Source organism: Nocardia farcinica (assembly GCF_001182745.1).
Classification (GTDB): domain Bacteria; phylum Actinomycetota; class Actinomycetes; order Mycobacteriales; family Mycobacteriaceae; genus Nocardia; species Nocardia farcinica.
Genome location: NZ_LN868938.1, coordinates 496,263 through 511,210, shown reverse-complemented (window position 1 = coordinate 511,210; position 14,948 = coordinate 496,263). Strand labels below are relative to the sequence as shown.

Sequence of the window (14,948 nt, the reverse complement as noted above, 5' to 3'; positions counted from 1 at the left end):
CTTCACCTACCGGGCCACGGGCCCGGCGCTCGACGGGGGGACGCATGCACCGCCTCGGCAGGACAGCCGCGGGCGTGATCGCCGTGATCGCGCTGCTGTTCTCGCTCACCGCCTGCGGTGACGACATCGAGAGCGCCCGCGACTACATCGCCGCGAAGTACACGCGCGCGAGTTCGCTCGACCAGGCCAACGACGGGCGCGCCTACACCGCGGCCCTCGCGCCGGCCGCCGCGGTCGGCGCGATCACGGCCGCGGCCCGGCCGCTGGACAACCGCACGCTGGGCGAGCGCACCTACCTGCAGTACCGCGACGACATCATCACCGTCGCTCCGCACGGCGCCGGGGCGCTGATCCTGGTCGATCAGTACCGCAACGGGTATCAGCGCCACCACTCGACGGTCTCGGGTTTCGGGTGGCCCAGTCAGCCGCCGGGCAGCGAATACCGCAGCAGCAGCGGCAAATAGCGGAGAAGGACGGAAACAGACATGCTCGCAGATCTCGCGGCCGAGGCGGGCGCCGCGCTGGCCTACACCGGTGTCGGCCTGGTACTCATGGTGCTCGGCTTCGTGCTGGTGGACGCGCTCACGCCGGGCAATCTACGCGCCCAGATCTGGGTGGAGCGCAATCGCAACGCCGCGGTGCTGGTCGCCTCGAATCTGTTCGGCGTCGGCGTGATCGTGGCGATGGCCATCTGGACCTCGCACGGCGCGCTGGGGGAAGGGCTGCTGGCCTGCGCCGTGTACGGGGTGATCGGACTGGCCGCGATGGCGGTGTCCTTCGTGCTGCTGGATCTGCTGACACCCGGCAAGTTCCGCGAGGTGGTCGCCGAGCAGGCTCTCCACCCGGCCGTCTGGGTGACGGCCTCACTGCACGTGGCGGTCTCCCTCGTGGTGGCCGCCGGCCTGTCCTAGTGCGCGCGGGCACCCGTACCCGGAACCCGGTCGCGCCGTCGCCGGTCCGGGCCAGGACGGCGCGGATCGCGTTGCTGCTCACCGCGTTCGTGTGCGCGGCCTGCGGGCTGGTGTACGAGCTGTCGTTGGTGACGCTGGGCAGCTATCTGCTCGGCGACACCGCCGCACAGGCCTCGATCACGTTGAGCGTCATGGTCTTCGCGATGGGGATCGGCGCGCTGATCGCCAAACCGCTGCGCGGGCACGCCGCGGCGGCGTTCGTGGCGGTGGAGTTGGCGCTGGCGCTGCTGGGCGGGCTGTCGGTCCTGCTGTTGTACGCCGCCTACGCCTGGCTCAACCTCTACACCACCGCGCTGATCGCGGCGGCGAGCGTCATCGGGATGCTGGTGGGCGCCGAGATCCCGCTGCTGATGGAGCTGTTGCAGCGGATCCGCCGCCAGGCACCGGGCGCCGCGGTGGCCGACCTGTTCGCCGCGGATTATGTCGGTGCCCTGCTGGGCGGGCTGGCGTTCCCCTTCCTGCTGCTGCCGGTGTTCGGTCAGATCCGCGGGAGCCTGCTGGTCGGGGTGCTGAACGCCGCCGCCGGACTGGCCCTGGTGTTCGTCCTGTACCGCGATCGGTTGACCCGCCCGGCCCGGCTGCTGTTCACCGCCCTCACCGCGCTGGTCGCGCTCGTGCTCGGCGGCAGCTACGTCTACGCGGACCGGTTCGAGGCCACCGCGCAGCAGGCCCTGTTCGCGCATCCGATCGTGCGCCACGAGCAGACCCGGTATCAGAGCATCGTGCTCACCGAATCGCTGTCCCCGTTCGCCACCCCCGACGTGCGGCTCTACCTCAACGGGGACCTGCAGTTCTCCTCGGTGGACGAATACCGCTACCACGAGGCCCTGGTGCATCCGGTGCTGGCGGGTCCGCGCGCGCGAGTGCTGGTGCTCGGCGGCGGCGACGGGCTGGCGTTGCGGGAGATCCTGCGCTACCCCGACGTGGCGGAGGTGACACTGGTGGAACTCGATCCGGGGATGATCCACCTGGCCCGCACCGAGCCGCGGCTGCTGGCGCTGAACCGGCACGCCTTCGACGATCCGCGGGTGCGGGTGATCAACGAGGACGCCTTCGCCTGGCTGCGCGGGCAATCCGGCCGGTTCGACGCGATCATCGTTGACCTGCCCGATCCGGACCAGACCTCCATCGCCAAGCTCTACACCAAGGAGTTCTACGCGATGGTGGCGCAGGTGCTCGCCCCCGGCGGCACCGTCGCGGTGCAGTCGGGGTCGCCGTTCTTCGCGCCCCGCTCCTTCTGGTGCATCGCCGCGACGATCCGCGCCGGTGGCTTGCGGGTACTGCCCTACCACGTGGATGTCCCCAGCTTCGGCGACTGGGGGTTCGTGCTGGCCACCCGGGACGTCGAGCCGGTGCTGCGCCTCGACCCGCCCGCTCCCCCGCGCTCGATCGATGCCGAAAGCCTGCGCGCGGCAGCGGTGTTCGCCCCGGACCGGCGCGATCCCGGCGCACCGGTCTCGACGCTGATGCACCCGGTGATCGTGGACCTGGAGCTGCGCGAGTGGCGGTGAGCCGAGGTCGCGCCGACCGCCGGGGTCACACCAGATCGCGCGGAATCCGCCGATGCCAGTTCTGCGAGTACACCCGGGTGGCCACCGGCCGTGGATCGTCGGACGGATCGCCGAGTTCGTAGGCGTCCAGCCGGGCGTCCAGCACGAAATCCTGCGGCGTGCAGCGCAACACGGTGTGCGTGGTGATCTCGGTGCGCCAGTTGTCGCGGGCGAAAGCGCGGACCGTGCGGGTTTCGCCGCGCACCGAGGTGGGGTCGTTGCCGCGGAAACTGAACCACTCGGTGGTGGCGCGGCGCACCAGGGTGCCGGTGTCGTCGAGCCGGATGAGGCCCTGGTCGTTCTCGATCTCGAGGGTGGAGACGCCGGTGGCGAGGTCGCGCTCGACCTTCCAATGGTGTGTGCCCCGTTCGATGTTCGTGGCCGGGGCGGGCGGGGCGGCTTCGGGGTCGTCGAACGGGCGCAGGCGCTCGTCCTCGGCGCGCCGGGGCCGCTGCGGCAGCGTGAGCAGGGATTCGCCGGTGGTGACGGTGAGCATCACCGGTTCCGGCGAGGGCCAGGCCAGCGGCCAGTACGAGGAGGAGATCGACAGCCGGATGCGGTGGCCCGGTGGGAACGAGTGCGCCATGCCGTTGAGCGCCAAGCGGACCCGATAGGTGCGGCCGGGCTCGAGGGGGCGCGGCTCGCCGCTGCCGTCGCGGTGGGTGAGGTTGAGCAGGCCGTAGGTGACGCGGGTCGCCTCACCGTTGGGGGCGACGTCGGACAGCCGCGCGGCCACCATCGCGTTGGGCCGGTCGGCGGCGACGGTGAGGGCCAGCTCCGGCTGGCCGAGCACCTCGAAGGTCTCGGTGAGTTCCTCGGTCTCGTAGACCAGCGAACCGCCGTCCTCCTCGCGCTGGTCCGACGGCAGGTCGGGGGTCGCGGCGTAGGAGGCCCACTTGCCCGCGAACATGCCGACGCTCAGCGGCGACTGCACCCGCATGGTGCGGGCGGGCACGTCACCGGCGTCCTCGGCCAATCCGTAACGGGTGAGTGTGAATTCGCGCGGCACGATGTTCGGAGAGGGCCAGGACGGCTCGCCCACCCAGCGGCCGGGGCGGTCGGCGTAGGACGGTTGCGGGGAGATGCTGTCCTGCATCCAGGCCCGCAGCATCGGCTCGTCCATGACGCCGGTGTCGCGGCCCTTGAGCCAGTGGTCCCACCACCGCACCAGTTCCTGCAGGAACCCGATCGCCGGGCCGGGCACGCCCAGGTGCGGGTACTTGTGTCCCCACGGCCCGATCAGCCCGCGGCGCGGCACGTCCAGGTGCTCGAGCAGGCGGAAGATGGCGTTGGTGTAGCCGTCGGCCCAGCCGCCGACCGCGAGCACCGGGCAGTCGACGGCGCGGTAGTCCTCGTTCACCGAGGCGCGTTTCCAGTACTCGTCACGGTGCTGGTGCTCGAGCCACTGCTCGATCCACAGCCCGCTGCCCGCGAGCCGTTCGCGCCACATGTCCCGCCACCGGTCCCCCACGATGGCCGGGTCCGGGGGCAGGCTGTTGAAGGCGAACATGACCGTGGCCTCGGACAGGTTGTCCGAGAGCAGGCAGCCGCCCATGTAGTGCATGTTGTCGACGTAGAGGTCCTCGGTGGCCGAGGCGCTGACGATCGCCTTCAGTGCGGGCGGGCGCCGGGCGGCGACCTGCAGGCTGTTGAATCCGCCCCAGGAGATGCCCATCATCCCGACGTTGCCGTCGCACCAGGGCTGGTCGGCCAGCCACGCGATCACGTCACAGGCGTCGTCGTGTTCGGTGAGCAGGTACTCGTCGGTGAGCACGCCGTCGGAGTCGCCGCTGCCGCGCAGATCCACCCGGACGCTGATGTAACCGTGCCCGGCCAGGTACGGATGGTTGAGCGCGTCACGGGCGCGGGTGAGATCGCGTTTGCGGTACGGGATGTATTCGAAGACGGCGGGTACCGGCTCGTCGGTCACCGGCCGCCAGATCCGGGCGGCCAGCCGCGCGCCGTCGCGCATGGGTATGAAGACGTTCTCGGTGTCGAGAACCTCGTAGGGGAACTTCTCGACGATACGCACTCAATCGACCTCCTCGAACTCGAACGGCAAGGCGGCCAGGCAGTCCCGGTAGCGGCGCTCGAGGTCGTCGGCGTCGCCGGCGCCGAGGTAGAGGGTGGCGAGCTTGTACCGGTAGGCGTCCTGGTTGGGCAGATCGGAGAGCCGGTCGCCGACCTGCACGTCCAGCCGCACGATGGTCCCGGGGAAGCGCTCGCGCAGCGCCTCGATCTCGGCCGGGCCCGGTACCCGGGTGACGATCCCGTCCTCGTACCGGGGCACGAAACACTGTGCTGCCACGGCGAACTCGCCCTTGCGGTGCGGCATGCGCGGCTCGCGGCCCAGCGCGATGTCGATCGCGACGGTGTGGTTGGTGGTGCCGTCGACCTTGACGAACAGTTCGCTGTGCGACTGGGAGATGCGGGTGTTCACCTCGATCAGCCACAGCTTGCCGGTGTCGGCGTCCCACATGAACTCGGAGTTGAAGCAGCCGTTGTCGTAGCCGACGTGGCGCAGGTAACGCTCGGTGACGTCGATCATCTGCCGCTGGATGTCCTCGGGCACGGTGCGCGCCGGGTAGTCGAGGTGGTCGAAGCTGTGGCCCGCCGCGTCCTTGCGCATGTCGAACACGCCGTGCACGCGGTAGTCGCCACGGAACATCGAGCCCTCCGGCGCGGCCTGGGTACCGGTGACGATCTGCTCGGCCAGGCACGTGCGGCCGCCGGCGACCCGCACCTGCTCGGGCACCTCGACGCGGGCGAGGGCCTGGTCGAAGGGGTCGGCGATGCGGCCGATCTCCGCCCGGATCTGCGCCACCGCCGCGGCGAACTCCTCGGCGTTCGACACTTCGAAGCCCAGCTGCGAGGAATGCGACTTGATCGGTTTCACCCAGAACGGGAACGACAGGTCGATGTGGTCCAGCGCCTCGGGATCGAACGGGTCGAAGGCGCAGAAGGCGGGCACGTGGTCGGGCACGACCTCGCGCTGCAGCACCCGGCTCCACAGCTTGTGCTCGGTGCGCAGCACGCTCTCCAGGCTGGGTGCGGGCAGGTCGTACTCGGCGGCCAGGATGGGCACCAGCACACTGGTGGGGAAATCCCAGTGCGCGATGATCGCGTCCACGGGGCCGTCGAAGGCCCGCAGCTCGGCGCGGCACCGGTCGAGCAGGTCGTCGAAGTCGAAGGTCGGTGCCGCGATCAGCGTGTCGTAGTCGAGCAGCCCGTGCAGCGCGAGTCCTTCGGGCAGCTCGACGGTGCCGATCTCGGCACGTTGCAGATCGGTCAGGGCGGGTACGAACACATTCTTCGTCACCCGTGAGGGCTATCCGGCTACCCCACCCTCAAACCCCGCGGAGCGGCCACCGCACGCCTGTCCGTCGGCTCCGGCGCAGGCAGACGTGCGGAACGACCCGCACCCGTGCATCGCGACACATTCGGGTGCGGTCGCCGGGCACCGCGACGCGGCCGCACAGGTGCGGGCCGCGCCGGGGTGAGGGAGGCGGATCAGAGCGCCAGCAGGCGTTCGCGGGCCGCGGCGTACTCGGAGGCCAGCTGGTCGACGACCTTCGCGGCCGGGCGGATCTCGCTGACGGCGCCGACGCCGTGGCCCGCGCCCCAGATGTCGCGCCAGGCCTTCGCGCCGACCGCCTCGCCGTCGCCGAAGTCCATGGCGGCGGCCGTCGTCTCGGCGAGCCGGTCGGGGTCCAGCCCGGCGGCGACGATGCTCGGCCGCAGATAGTTGCCGTGCACGCCGGTGAAACGATCGGTGTAGACGATGTCGGCGGCGCCGGAGTCCACGATCATCTGCTTGTATTCGGGCGCCGCGTTGGCCTCCTCGGTGGCGATGAACGCCGAGCCGATGTAGGCGAAGTCCGCGCCCGCGGCCTGCGCGGCCAGCACCGAGCGCCCGTGCGCGATCGAGCCGGACAGCGCCAGCGGACCGTCGAACCAGGTGCGGATCTCCTGGATCAGCGCGAACGGCGACTGGGTGCCCGCGTGCCCGCCCGCGCCCGCGGCCACCGCGATGAGACCGTCGGCGCCCTTCTCGATCGCCTTGCGGGCGAAACCGTTGTGGATCACGTCGTGCAGCACCACACCGCCGTATGCGTGGATGCGCTCGTTGACGTCCGGGCGCGCACCGAGCGAGGTGATCACCACCGGCACCCGGAACTCCTCGACCACACGCAGATCCTCTTCGAGGCGCTCGTTGGTCTTGTGCACGATGAGGTTCACCGCGTACGGCGCGCTCGGCGCCTCGGGGTTGGCGGCGTCGTGGGCGGCCAGCGCCTCGGTGATCCGGGTCAGCCACACCCGCAGCTCAGACTGCGGGCGGGCGTTGAGGGACGGAAACGAGCCGATCACCCCGGCCGTGAACTGCGCGATCACCAGATCGGGGTTGGAGACGATGAACATCGGCGACGCGATCACCGGCAGGCGGAGTCGGTCGCGCAGAACAGGTGGCAGGCTCATCACATTTCCTCGCGGGTGTGGGACAGTCCGCCCGAGCATAAGCGCACGCTTGTACCGGTCTGCGCCGATGGCCCGCGCAAGCGACGGCGCCCGCGCGGCCGGCGGCCCGGCGGTGACGACGCACCGCATCGCTCCCGCGGCGCGCAAACGGCCTAGGGTTGCGGTATCCGGGCCGCGGACGACAGGAGGACTCTCGTGGATGCGAACAAGGTGGCGGGAACCGCGTTGCGCGGGTTCAACGCCGGACTCAGCGCGCTGCTCGACGTGCCGGTGCTCGCCCCGCTGCTGAGCAAGGGGCTGGCGCGGATCACCTACGTGGGCCGCCGATCCGGGCGCACCATCAGCACGCCGGTCGGCTACCGGCGGGTGGGCGACGACATCGTCATCGGTGTCGCCATGCCGCAGAAGAAGACCTGGTGGCGCAACTTCCTCGGGGACGGCGCGCCGATCACGGTGCACATCAACGGCATCGACCGGCGCGGGCACGCCGTCGCCACCAAGGACGAGCGCGGCGGCGTCTCGGTGCGGGTGCGGTTCCAGCCGCAGGGCTGAATACTCAGCGGTCCCATTCGACGGCCAGCGCGTTCGGTCCGCGCAACGCCGTGCCGACCTGACTGGTCACCCGGGCCCGGTCGGCGGCGCCGGGCCGCAGGCGGAGTCCGGGCAGGCGCGCCAGCAACGCACCGAGCGCGGTGGTGAGTTCCGCGAGGGCGAGCCAGTTGCCGGGGCAGCTGTGCGGGCCCTGCCCGAACGAGAGCATCGCCGTCGCCTGCCGGGTGATGTCGAACCGATCCGGGTCGGGGTAGTGGCCGGGATCGCGGTGTGCGGCGGTGATCGCGAAGATCATCGGCGTGCCCGCCGGGATCGAGATGCCGTGCCACTCAACCGCTTCCGGGCAGGCGCGCGGCAGCAGGCCGACCGGGGGCTCCCATCGCAGCCCCTCCCAGACCGCCCACCGCACCCATTCGTCCGGGTCGGCGGCGACCCTGGCCAGCTGCTCGGGGTGGGTGAGCAGCGCCGAGAGGATGTTGCCGAGCCCGAGCATCGTGGTGTCGGCACCGGCCGGGAACAGCAGGCGCAGGAACGAGAGCACCTGTTCGTCGGTGAGGTGCTCCCCCTCCGCCGAGGTGGTGACCAGCAGCGAGATCAGGTCGTCGCCCGGGGCACGTCTGCGCTCGGCCAGGACCGGCGTGACGTAGGCGGTGAATTCGCGGGAGGCGCGTCGTGCGGCGTCGGGGTCGAGCGGAAAGTGGAACAGATCGCGCGCCCAGCGGTGCACGGTCGCCTCGTCGGCGTTCGGCAGGCCGAGCAGTCTGCTGATCACCAGTACCGGGTAGCGGGTGGTGAATTCGGCGACCAGATCGGCGGTGCCCCGGTCGGCGAAGTCGTCGATCAGCTCGTGCGCGAGCGGCTCCAGCAGCGGCTCGACCAGTGCGGCTACCTTGGCGCGGCGCAACGGCGGGGTGGCGATGCCGCGGGCGATGCGGTGCTCCCTGCCCTGCATGCATTGCAGGGTGTGCCCGAGCACGGGTCCGGTGGTGAGCCGGTAGGTGACGGCGGCGGGGAAGGTGACCTCGTCCTTGAAGGCGGCCGCGACCAGGTCGTGCGTCAGCAGCAGGATCCCGCGCGAGCCCGCGAACGGCACCGTCGCCCAGGGTGCGCGGCGGCGCAGGTCGGCGAGGGTGGCATGCAGGTCCGGTAGGTCGTGGAAGGCGAAATCGAGACCGTCGAGGCTGGTCGGTGTTGACATCGGCAACTCCTGATGCGAATATTCGCACTGGTGGATGCGAATAACTGTACTGCCGACTGTAAGAGGACGGATGGCCGCTGACAAGACCGAATCGGTGTCGCCGCCCACGCAACGGGTCGTGTCGGTGGTGGAAATGCTCGCCGCCGACGGACCGCGCACGTCCGCGCAGGTCGCCGACGCACTGGGATTGAGCCGGTCGACGGTCGGCGCGGTGCTGCAGGGCTTGCACCAGCGGGCGTGGGTCCGACGCCGCGCGGACCTCAGCTACGAACTCGGCCCCGCCCTGCGCCGGATCGCCGGGGCCGCGATGCCGGATCCGGTGGAGGCCGAACTGCGCGCGCTGGCCCGCACGGTGGACTGCGGCGTGGCGCTGCTGCACCTCGACGGCGGCGAGCTCCGCTTCGACGCGGTGATCGACGAGCACGGCCCGATCCCGCCCGGCATCGCCGTCGGCACCCGGCTACCTCTGATACCGCCCGCCGCGGCCACCCTCGTCGCCCACGCCGGGCCCGAGCTGCGCCGCCACTGGCTGGCAGCCGCCGAGCCAGCCCGCCGCGCCGAGTACGAACGCCTGCTCACCGACATCCCCGCCGTCGGCGCCGCCGTCTGGGGCGTGGACTCCGCGGGCCTGCGCGCCCTCGACGTGCTCGCCGACGTGGTCGCACACCTCGCCCACGAGCCGGGCAGCCGAGCCCTGCGGCACCGGGTCCTGTCCCTGCTGTTCGACATCAGCGGCACGGCACACGACCCGCGGGCACTCGCCGCCGACAACCCCCTGCCGGTCAGCTACCTCGCCGCGCCGGTACTCGCTCCGGACGGCACTCCCCGCGCCGAACTGCTGATCGGGCCCTTGCGCGCGTCGGTCCCCAAGCCCGACCGGGACCACTACCTCGCCGCGCTGACCGAGTCCGCCCGGACGATCGGGCGGACCAGCCCGCCGCGGTAGGACCGAGCGGCCCGCGACCACACCGCACCGGCACGCCCGGCGGGGCGGCACGCTCGCCCGGAGTGACGTCGGCGCATCGCCGCCCACCACACCGTGTGCGTCCTCGACGCCCGATGCGGAGGGCGGACCTGCCGCGCCGCGGGACCCGGTGGAGTCCCGCGGCGGCATCGGTCAGTCCCTGGTGAGGGTGCCGTCGATGCGGCGCCAGATGCCGAGCGGGTTGGCCGCGCGGATCTCGGCGGGCAGGAGGTCGTCGGGGATGTTCTGGTAGGAGACCGGGCGCAGGAAGCGCTCGATGGCCAAGCTGCCGACCGAGGTGGTGGCGGGCGCGCTGGTGGCCGGGAACGGGCCGCCGTGCACGACGGCGTGACCGACCTCCACGCCGGTGGGCCAGCCGTTGAACAGCACCCGGCCGGCGAGCAGTTCCAGCTCCGGCAGCAGGCGGCGGGCCAGCTCGTGGTCCTCGGCGGTCGCGTGCACGGTGGCGGTGAGTTGCCCGTCGAGCACCTCGATCAGCTCGGCGAACCGGTCGGGGGCGCCCACCCGCACAACGATCGAGGCCGGGCCGAAGACCTCCTCGCGCAACGCGGGATCGGCCCGGAAATGCTCGGCCGTGGTGACGAACAGCTGCGGCACCCCGCCGCAGGCCGCGGTCGCCGCGGCACCGACCGCCACCGAACGCACCTGCGGTCCCGCGCCGAGCCTGCGCACCCCCTCGGCATAGGCCGAGGCGATACCGCTGTTGAGCATCGGCGCGCCCGCGGCGGCCTCCACCGCCGCCGCGGCGGCCGCGACGAACTCGTCGGCACCCGGCCCGTCGGCGAGGAACACCAAGCCCGGGCTGGTGCACAGCTGCCCGACCCCGGTGGTCAGCGATGCCACGAACTCCGCACCCAGCTGCGCGCCGCGCTCGGCCAGCGCACCGGGCAACACGAAGACCGGATTGACGCTGGACATCTCGGCGAACACCGGGATCGGCACCGGTCGCGCGGCGGCGGCCGCGGTCAACGCGAGCCCGGCCTGCCGGGAACCGGTGAAGCCGACCGCGCGGATGCGCGGATGCCGCACCAGCGCCAGACCGGTGTCACGGCCACCGTGGACCAGCGAGAACGTGCCCTCGGGCAGGTCGTGCGCCCGCACCGCGGCGCGCACCGCGCGACCGACCAGCTCGGAGGTGCCGGGATGGGAGGGGTGCGCCTTCACCACCACCGGCGCGCCGGCGGCCAACGCGGAGGCGGTGTCGCCGCCCGCGACGGAGAACGCCAGCGGGAAGTTGCTCGCGGCGAACACCGCGACCGGGCCGAGCGGAATACGGCGTTGGCGCAGATCGGGTTTCGGCAGCGGGGTGCGCCGCGGGTCGGGCCGGTCCAGCCGCGCACCGGTCCAGCCGCCCTCGCGCACGACCTCGGCGAACAACCGCAATTGGCCGGTGGTGCGGGCGATCTCGCCGCGCACCCTGGCCTCGGGCAGACCGCTTTCCGCGATCACCCGCTGCACGAGCACGTCACCGAGGCCGTCGAGCTGGGCGGCGACGGTTTCCAGGAACGCCGCGCGGCGGTCGGGGCCGGTGTGCCGGTAGGTGTCGAAGGCGGCCCAGGCCAGCTCGGCGGCGCGGTCGACCTGGGCGTCGTCGGCCTCCCGGTATTCCGGGTCGAGCCGCTGCCCGCTCGCCGGATCGACGGCGCGGAACGGCGCGGCGGCGCCGGGCACGTCGGCGGCACCGACGAGGTTCGCCCCCGTCAGCTGTTCGGTGGTCGCGGCGGTCATCAGCTCACCTTCTTCACGAGATCGGCCAGTTCGGCGAGTTCGGCGTCGTCCAGGTCGGTCAGCGGGCTGCGGACCGGACCCGCGGGACGTCCGATCACCGTCATACCCGCCTTGATGATGCTCACCGCGTAGCCGGGCTCGCGGTTGCGCAGCTCGCAGTAGGGGATCACGAACTCCGCGAGCGCGTTGAGCACGAACGGGGCGTCGTTGCGCCGCACCGCGCGATAGAAGTCGAGCGCGAACTGCGGCACGAAGTTGAAGATCGCCGAGGAGTAGGTGGTCACGCCCAACGCCAGGTAGGGCAGCGCGAACATCTCCGCGGTGGGCAATCCGCCGACATAGAACAGCCGGTCGCCGACCTCGGCGTAGATCCGGGTCATCTGTTCGATGTTGCCGATGCCGTCCTTGAACCCGATCAGGTTCGGGCAGCGGTCGGCCAGTTCGGCGACCGCCGGCGCGGAGTAGGCGGCGTTGGCCCGCGAGTAGACGATGACACCGAGATCGGTCGCCGCGCAGACCTGGCGCACGTGCTCGACGAGCCCGCGCTGCCCGGCCTCGGTGAGGTAGGGCGGCAACAGCAGGATGCCGTGCGCACCGGCGCGTTCGGCGGCGCGCGCCATCTCGATCGCGGTGGCGGTGCCGTACCCGGCCGGGGCGATGACGGGCAGCCCCTCCGGCGCCTCCCGCACCGCGGCGGTGACCACCTGCTCGACCTCGGCCGGGGTCAGCGAGAAGAACTCGCCGGTGCCGCCCGCGGCGAACAGCCCGGCCGCGTCGTGGCCGCCCAGCCAGGCGATGTGCTCGCGGTAGGCGGCCTCGTCGAAGGAGCCGTCAGCCCGCAGGTGGGTGACCGGGAAGGAGAGGAGTCCGGAGCCGAGACGTGCGGCGATGTCCTGCGGAGAGGCTGTGGTCATGGTGTGCGCTCCTGTTCGGGGTGGCCTGCTGACCTCACCCTAGGAACGGCTTATGATTCACGTCCAACACTGATTTCCTATCTATCAATACAAGGTCTGTATCGATGTTCACCTTCGCCCAGCTCACCGCGTTCGTCGCGGTGGCCGAGGAACTGCACTTCGGGCGCGCCGCCGAACGCCTGCGGATGACCCAGCCGCCGTTGAGCCGCCAGATCCAGCTCCTGGAGAAGGATCTGGGCGCCGAGTTGTTCGACCGCTCCAACCGCAGCGTCAAGCTCACCCGCGCCGGGCGGGCCTTCCTCGTCGACGCCCGGCGCCTGCTCCAGCAGGCCGAGCGCGCCTCGCTGGCGGTCCGCCGGGTCTCGGCGGGCACCGGCGGCGTGGTGCGGCTCGGTTTCACCGGCGCGAGCGTGCACTCGGGCTTGCCGCGCGTACTGGCGACCGCGCGCGCAGCCCTGCCCGAGGTCGACCTGGAGCTGCGCGAGCTGGTCACGATGGATCAGGTGGAGGCACTGTCGGAGGGATCGCTGGATCTGGGCATGGTCCGCCCGCCCATCACCCGCCCGGACCTGACCACGCGCCCATTCCTGCGGGAGGGCCTGGTCGTGGCCCTGCCCGCCGAGCACCGGCTGGCCGGCGCCGACACCGTGGACGTGCGCGCGCTGCACGGCGAACCGCTGGTGATGCACGCCCCCGTCGAAGCCAGGTACTTCCACGAACTCGTGACCGCCGTCCTGCACCGGGCGGGAGTCGTGCCCGTGGTCACCCAGTACATGACCACCGTGCACAGCATCCTGGCGCTGGTGGATCTGGGCTGGGGCGCGGCACTGGTGCCGGAGTCGGCGGCGGCGATGCGATTCGAGCATGTGGCGTTCCGGCCACTGACCGGCATCGCGGCGCACGCGGAGCTGGCGCTGGTCTGGCGACAGGGGAACGAGAACCCCGCGCTGGCGAAATTGCTGGACGAACTGGCGGAACCGGTGAACCGGGCGGCCGGGCACGATACCTTTCCTGTATCGGTCCATCCGTAATCGGTGTTGGACGTGAATCACCTGAGGTCTTTACATTCGTTGCTTGTGAGGCGAGTCACTCGCCCCGAACAGACCTCTTCCCCACCGCACCGCACCAGCAGGTGGTTCGACCGAAAGGAGTGGACGATGTCGTTCACTCGACAGCCGACGGCGGAATTGGAATCCGCGGTGTCGAAGTTCTTTCGACGCGTCGTCCCGCTGTTCATCATCATGTTGATCTGCAACCAGATCAACCGCTCGAATATCGGCTACGCGAGGGAATACCTGGAAGCCGACGTCGGCATCGGCGCGGCCGCCTACGGATTCGGCGCCGGCGTGTTCTTCATCGCCTACGCGATCTTCGAATTGCCCAGCAACGTGATGATGGAGCGCTACGGCGCGCGGATCTGGCTCACCAGGATCATGGTCAGCTGGGGGCTGATCTCGGCCGCGATGATGTTCGTGCAGAACGCGACCATGTTCTACGTCCTGCGCTTCCTGCTCGGCGCCGCCGAAGCCGGGTTCTTCCCGGCGGTGATCTTCTACCTGGCCAAGTGGCTGCCCAACAGTCACCGTGGCCGGGCGACCGCGCTGTTCGTGGCGGGCTCGTCGGTGGCCGCGGCGATCTCCGGCCCGCTCTCCGGGCCGCTGCTCGCACTCGACGGCGGGCTCGGCCTGCACGGCTGGCAGTGGCTGTTCGGGCTGGAGGGCATGCTCTCGGTCGTCGTCGGCATCGTCGCCTACTTGTTCCTCGATTCCCACATCAAGGACGCCAGGTGGCTGTCCGCGGGTGAGAAGAAGGCGCTGATCGACACCATCGAGGCCGAGGAGCAGGACAAGGCCGCGAATTCCGGTGTCGCCCACCGTGGCTCGCGCTGGCGGATGCTCGCCGATCCGAAACTGCTGCTGTTCTGCTGGATCTACTTCGCGATCCAGCTGTCGATCTACGCCAACACCTTCTGGCTGCCCTCCATCGTGCGCCGCATCGACGGCACCAACGACATCACCGTCGGCCTGCTGTCGTCGCTGCCGTGGATCTGCGCGGTGGTCGCGATGTATGTCTCGGCGCGGATCGGCGACCGCACCGGCAACCGCAAGCCGCTGCTGGTGATCGCCCTGCTCACCGCCGCCGTCGGCACCTACCTGGCCGCGGTCACCTCGCCCTGGCTCGCGCTGGTGTTCCTGTGCATCGCCGCGATGGGCTTCAAGAGCGCCAGCCCGCTGTTCTGGTCCATCCCGCAGGGCGGGCTGCATCCGCTGGTGCTCGCACCGGCCATCGCCATCATCAATTCGATCGGCAATCTCGGCGGATTCGTCGCCCCGTACGGGTTCGGCCTGGTCAAATCGGCGACCGGCGAGGTCACCTGGGGCCTGTACGCCCTGGCCGCCGCCTCCGTGCTCGCCGCCGCCTCGGTCGCGCTGATCCGCCGGACCGGCGCATCGCACCCGCCCGCCGAGGAACCCGGGTCCGCCGATCCCGACCCGACGCCCGCCCGCCCGGCGCCCCTCGGCGCCACCGTCGCCACCGTGGAGAACCGTTCATGACCAGCACCGCCCGCACCCC

Annotated in this window: 13 protein-coding genes; 7 read left to right on the top strand and 6 right to left on the bottom strand. The window is 71.1% G+C overall.

Annotation, left to right across the window (positions count from 1 at the left end; genetic code table 11):
- The first annotated feature begins 74 nt into the window (after positions 1-74).
- From AMO33_RS02670 to AMO33_RS02660, 3 genes are read left to right on the top strand one after another with little or no spacing between them, the layout of a single operon-like run.
- Complete coding sequence (locus AMO33_RS02670) at positions 75-464, top strand: DUF4247 domain-containing protein (RefSeq protein WP_159005386.1); 390 nt, start codon at positions 75-77, stop codon at positions 462-464.
- A gap of 21 nt (positions 465-485) precedes the next feature.
- Positions 486-911 (top strand): DUF350 domain-containing protein, encoded by a 426-nt coding sequence (locus AMO33_RS02665; protein ID WP_011210026.1) that lies wholly within the window; start codon positions 486-488, stop codon positions 909-911.
- Positions 911-2,482 (top strand): polyamine aminopropyltransferase, encoded by a 1,572-nt coding sequence (locus tag AMO33_RS02660; protein ID WP_060590255.1) that lies wholly within the window; start codon positions 911-913, stop codon positions 2,480-2,482. Before AMO33_RS02665 ends, AMO33_RS02660 begins: the two co-directional genes overlap by 1 nt.
- A gap of 25 nt (positions 2,483-2,507) precedes the next feature.
- Here the strand turns inward: AMO33_RS02660 and AMO33_RS02655 are convergent, their stop codons facing one another.
- The 3 genes from AMO33_RS02655 to AMO33_RS02645 all read right to left on the bottom strand — a co-directional run bounded on the left by AMO33_RS02655 (position 2,508) and on the right by AMO33_RS02645 (position 6,997).
- Positions 2,508-4,553 (bottom strand): CocE/NonD family hydrolase, encoded by a 2,046-nt coding sequence (locus AMO33_RS02655; RefSeq protein ID WP_060590253.1) that lies wholly within the window; start codon positions 4,551-4,553, stop codon positions 2,508-2,510.
- The gene (locus AMO33_RS02650) at positions 4,554-5,840 is read right to left on the bottom strand and encodes an ATP-grasp domain-containing protein (protein ID WP_041560231.1); all 1,287 of its coding nucleotides are present in this window, start codon (positions 5,838-5,840) and stop codon (positions 4,554-4,556) included.
- A 191-nt stretch (positions 5,841-6,031) separates the two neighbouring features.
- Complete coding sequence (locus tag AMO33_RS02645) at positions 6,032-6,997, bottom strand: NAD(P)H-dependent flavin oxidoreductase (RefSeq protein WP_060590251.1); 966 nt, start codon at positions 6,995-6,997, stop codon at positions 6,032-6,034.
- A 195-nt stretch (positions 6,998-7,192) separates the two neighbouring features.
- Here AMO33_RS02645 and AMO33_RS02640 point away from each other — a divergent pair, with 195 nt between their 5' ends.
- Positions 7,193-7,549 carry a nitroreductase/quinone reductase family protein gene (locus AMO33_RS02640; protein ID WP_060590249.1) on the top strand — a complete coding sequence of 119 codons (357 nt, stop codon included), beginning with the start codon at positions 7,193-7,195 and terminating at the stop codon, positions 7,547-7,549.
- A gap of 4 nt (positions 7,550-7,553) precedes the next feature.
- Here AMO33_RS02640 and AMO33_RS02635 read toward each other — a convergent pair whose 3' ends face one another.
- A complete protein-coding gene (locus AMO33_RS02635) occupies positions 7,554-8,747 on the bottom strand; it encodes a cytochrome P450 (protein WP_060590247.1) in 1,194 nt (397 codons plus the stop codon).
- A gap of 70 nt (positions 8,748-8,817) precedes the next feature.
- On the opposite strand from AMO33_RS02635, the gene AMO33_RS02630 reads away from it, so the two are divergent.
- On the top strand, positions 8,818-9,693 hold the full coding sequence (locus AMO33_RS02630; protein ID WP_060590245.1) for a MarR family transcriptional regulator: 876 nt from the start codon (positions 8,818-8,820) through the stop codon (positions 9,691-9,693).
- Between the two features lie 171 nt (positions 9,694-9,864).
- Here AMO33_RS02630 and AMO33_RS02625 read toward each other — a convergent pair whose 3' ends face one another.
- Entirely contained in the window at positions 9,865-11,460 is a 1,596-nt protein-coding gene (locus AMO33_RS02625; RefSeq protein ID WP_060590243.1) for an aldehyde dehydrogenase (NADP(+)), read from the bottom strand.
- Positions 11,460-12,374: a 5-dehydro-4-deoxyglucarate dehydratase gene (kdgD, locus tag AMO33_RS02620; protein ID WP_011210037.1), complete on the bottom strand. Its 915-nt coding sequence runs from the start codon at positions 12,372-12,374 to the stop codon at positions 11,460-11,462. Before kdgD ends, AMO33_RS02625 begins: the two co-directional genes overlap by 1 nt.
- Positions 12,375-12,478: 104 nt before the next feature.
- Between kdgD and AMO33_RS02615 the strand changes: the two genes are divergently transcribed.
- Together AMO33_RS02615 and AMO33_RS02610 are read left to right on the top strand one after the other, a co-directional pair.
- Positions 12,479-13,405, top strand: a complete 927-nt coding sequence (locus AMO33_RS02615) for a LysR substrate-binding domain-containing protein (protein WP_060590241.1) — start codon at positions 12,479-12,481, stop codon at positions 13,403-13,405.
- Between the two features lie 126 nt (positions 13,406-13,531).
- On the top strand, positions 13,532-14,929 hold the full coding sequence (locus AMO33_RS02610) for an MFS transporter (RefSeq protein WP_060590239.1): 1,398 nt from the start codon (positions 13,532-13,534) through the stop codon (positions 14,927-14,929).
- Positions 14,930-14,948: the final 19 nt, after the last annotated feature.